This is a genomic window from Cellulomonas hominis (genome assembly GCF_005239125.1).
GTDB classification, from domain to species: Bacteria; Actinomycetota; Actinomycetes; order Actinomycetales; family Cellulomonadaceae; genus Cellulomonas; species Cellulomonas hominis_A.
The window spans coordinates 1-2,718 of the sequence record NZ_SZYE01000296.1 but is presented as its reverse complement, the minus strand read 5'-3'; the positions used below and the strand labels follow the sequence as shown (position 1 = coordinate 2,718).

Annotated in this window: 2 protein-coding genes; both read left to right on the top strand. The window is 77.6% G+C overall.

The window, feature by feature from the left end; genetic code table 11:
* A partial coding sequence (locus tag FA014_RS19040; protein WP_328288227.1) for a Pls/PosA family non-ribosomal peptide synthetase occupies nucleotides 1–1,362 on the top strand: 1,362 nt, incomplete at its 5' end.
* Entirely contained in the window at nucleotides 1,359–2,711 is a 1,353-nt protein-coding gene (locus FA014_RS19035) for a M1 family metallopeptidase (protein WP_154731179.1), read from the top strand. The genes FA014_RS19040 and FA014_RS19035, both read left to right, overlap by 4 nt.
* The last annotated feature ends 7 nt before the right edge of the window (nucleotides 2,712–2,718 follow it).

Below are 2,718 nucleotides of genomic sequence, written 5' to 3'. Positions count from 1 at the left end.
GCCACCGCCGCGGCGCTGGCCGCGCTGCCGGTCGTCGCGGCCGTCGTCGGGCTCCTCGTGGTGGCCGCGGACCTGCGGGACGCCGGGTCGTGGGGCGGCGCGTGGGACGACGCCCTGCGGGCCGTGCCGCTCGCGGCCCTCGCCTCGTTCGCCGTGCTGGCGGGGGTGACCCTCGGCGGCGTCCGGCTGCTCGGGATCGGCGTCGCGGAGGGGTACCACCCGGTGCGCAGCCGCACCGGGTGGCAGGTCTGGGCCACCCAGCGGCTCATGGACGACGCGCGCAGCACGCTGTACCCGCTGTACGCCAGCACGCTGACGCCGCTGTGGCTGCGGGCGCTCGGTGCGCGGGTGGGCCGGGACGTCGAGGCCTCGACCGTGCTGATGCTGCCCGCGCTCACCTCGGTGGGCGCCGGGTCGTTCCTGGCCGACGACACCCTGATCGGCTCCTACGAGCTCGGGCGCGGCTGGCTGCGCGTCGAGCGGGCGAAGGTCGGCAAGTACGCCTTCCTCGGCAACTCCGGGATGATCGCCCCCGGCCGCGCGGTGCCGAAGCGCGGGCTGGTCGCGGTGCTGTCCGGCGCGCCCGAGCGCGCCAAGCCGGGCACGTCGTGGCTGGGCTCCCCGCCGGAGCCGCTGCGCCGCACGCCGGGCGACGCCGACACCTCGCGCACGTTCGACCCGCCGACGCGGCTGCGGGTCGCCCGGGCGCTCGTCGAGGCCTGCCGGCTGCTCGCCGTCGTCGTGGCGTTCGGGATCGGCGTCGCGGTGCTGCTGGTGCTCGGCGAGGTCGCCCACTCCCACGGGCTCGGGGCGGCGGCGCTGCTGTCGCCGGTGGTGGTCGTCGGCGCGGCCGTGACGGCGTGCGCGGTGGCCGTCCTCGCGAAGTGGTCGCTCGTCGGCCGGATCCGGGCGGGGGAGCACCCGCTGTGGAGCGGGTTCGTCTGGCGCAACGAGCTCGCCGACGCCTTCCTCGAGGTGGTCGCCGTGCCGTGGCTCGGCCCCGCGACGGTCGGCTCGCCGGCGATGACCCTGTGGCTCCGGGCGCTCGGCTCCCGCATCGGCCGGGGGGTCTGGTGCGAGACGTACTGGCTGCCCGAGGCCGACCTCGTGACGCTCGGCGACGGGGCCACGGTGAACCGCGGGTGCGTGCTCCAGACGCATCTGTTCCATGATCGGGTGATGAGCATCGACACCGTCCGCCTGGACGACGGCGCGAGCGTCGGCCCCCACGGCGTGGTCCTGCCCGCCGCGAGCCTCGGCGGGGGCGCCTCCGTCGGCCCCGCGTCGCTCGTGCTGCGCGGCGAGTCCATCCCCGCGGGCAGCCGGTGGACCGGCAACCCGGTCGCACCGGTGACCGCGTGACGGGCGGCCCGGGCGCGCCGGCGTCGACGGGGCCCGCGGAGGTCGCGGCCGGCGTCGACCCGTACCTGCCCGACCGGGGCCCCGGCGGCCTCGACGTCGCCCGCTACGAGCTGGACCTGGACTACCGGGTCGCGACCAACCGGCTCGACGCGCGCGCCGTCGTGCACGCCACCGCCGCGACCGACCTGGACCGGCTGGCGCTCGACCTGGTCGGCCTGCAGGTCTCCCGCGTGCTGGTGGACGGGCGGCGGCCGGGGCGGTTCGCGGTGCGCGACGGGCGGCTCGAGGTGCGGCTGGCCCGGCAGGTCGCGGCCGGCGACCCGGTCACGGTCGAGGTGCACTACGGCGGCAGCCCCGGCCCGCGCCGCGGCCCGTGGGGCGAGGTGGGCTGGGAGGAGCTGACCGACGGCGTCATCGTCGCCGGCCAGCCCGACGGCGCCCCGTCCTGGTTCCCGTGCGACGACCGGCCGTGCGCCAAGGCCGCGTTCCGGATCGCCGTCACCACCGAGGTCGGGTACGAGGTCGTGTGCAACGGGGCGCTCGTGTCCCGCCGCCAGCGGTCCAGCCGGGTGCGCTGGGAGTTCGAGCAGCGCGAGCCGACCGCGCCCTACCTCGCGACGGTGCAGATCGGGCGCTACGAGCGGTCGGCCCTGGCGGCCGGGCCGGTGCCCCAGGACGTCGTCGCCCCGCCCCGGCTGCGGGCGGCGCGCTCCCACGACTTCGCGCGCCAGCCCGCGATGATGGCGCTGTTCGTCGACCGGTTCGGGCCCTACCCGTTCGACCGGTACGACGTGGTGGTCACCGACGACGCCCTCGAGATCCCGCTCGAGGCGCACGGCCTCTCCGTGTTCGGCGCCAACCACGTCGACGGGCGCCGCGGCACCGAGCGGCTGGTCGCGCACGAGCTCGCCCACCAGTGGTTCGGCAACAGCCTCACCGCCGCGACCTGGCGGGACATCTGGCTGCACGAGGGGTTCGCGGCGTACGCGGAGTGGCTGTGGGAGGAGCACGCCGGCGGGCGGTCGGCGGACGCCCAGGCCCGGACCGTGCACCAGCGGCTCGCCGGGCTGCCGCAGGACCTCGTGATCGGCGACCCCGGGCCCGACCTGATGTTCGACGACCGGCTCTACAAGCGCGGCGCCCTCACGCTGCACGCCCTGCGGCTCGACCTGGGCGACGCCGCGTTCTTCGACGTGCTCCGCGCCTGGACCGCCCGGCACCGGCACGGCACGGTGACGACCGCGGCGCTCGCGGCGTGCATCGCGGACGTGGCCGGGGCGGACGCGGGCCCGGTGCTGGGGGCGTGGGTGGGCGCGGCGCCGCTCCCGCCGCTCCCGCGCCGGCGCTGACGCCGCC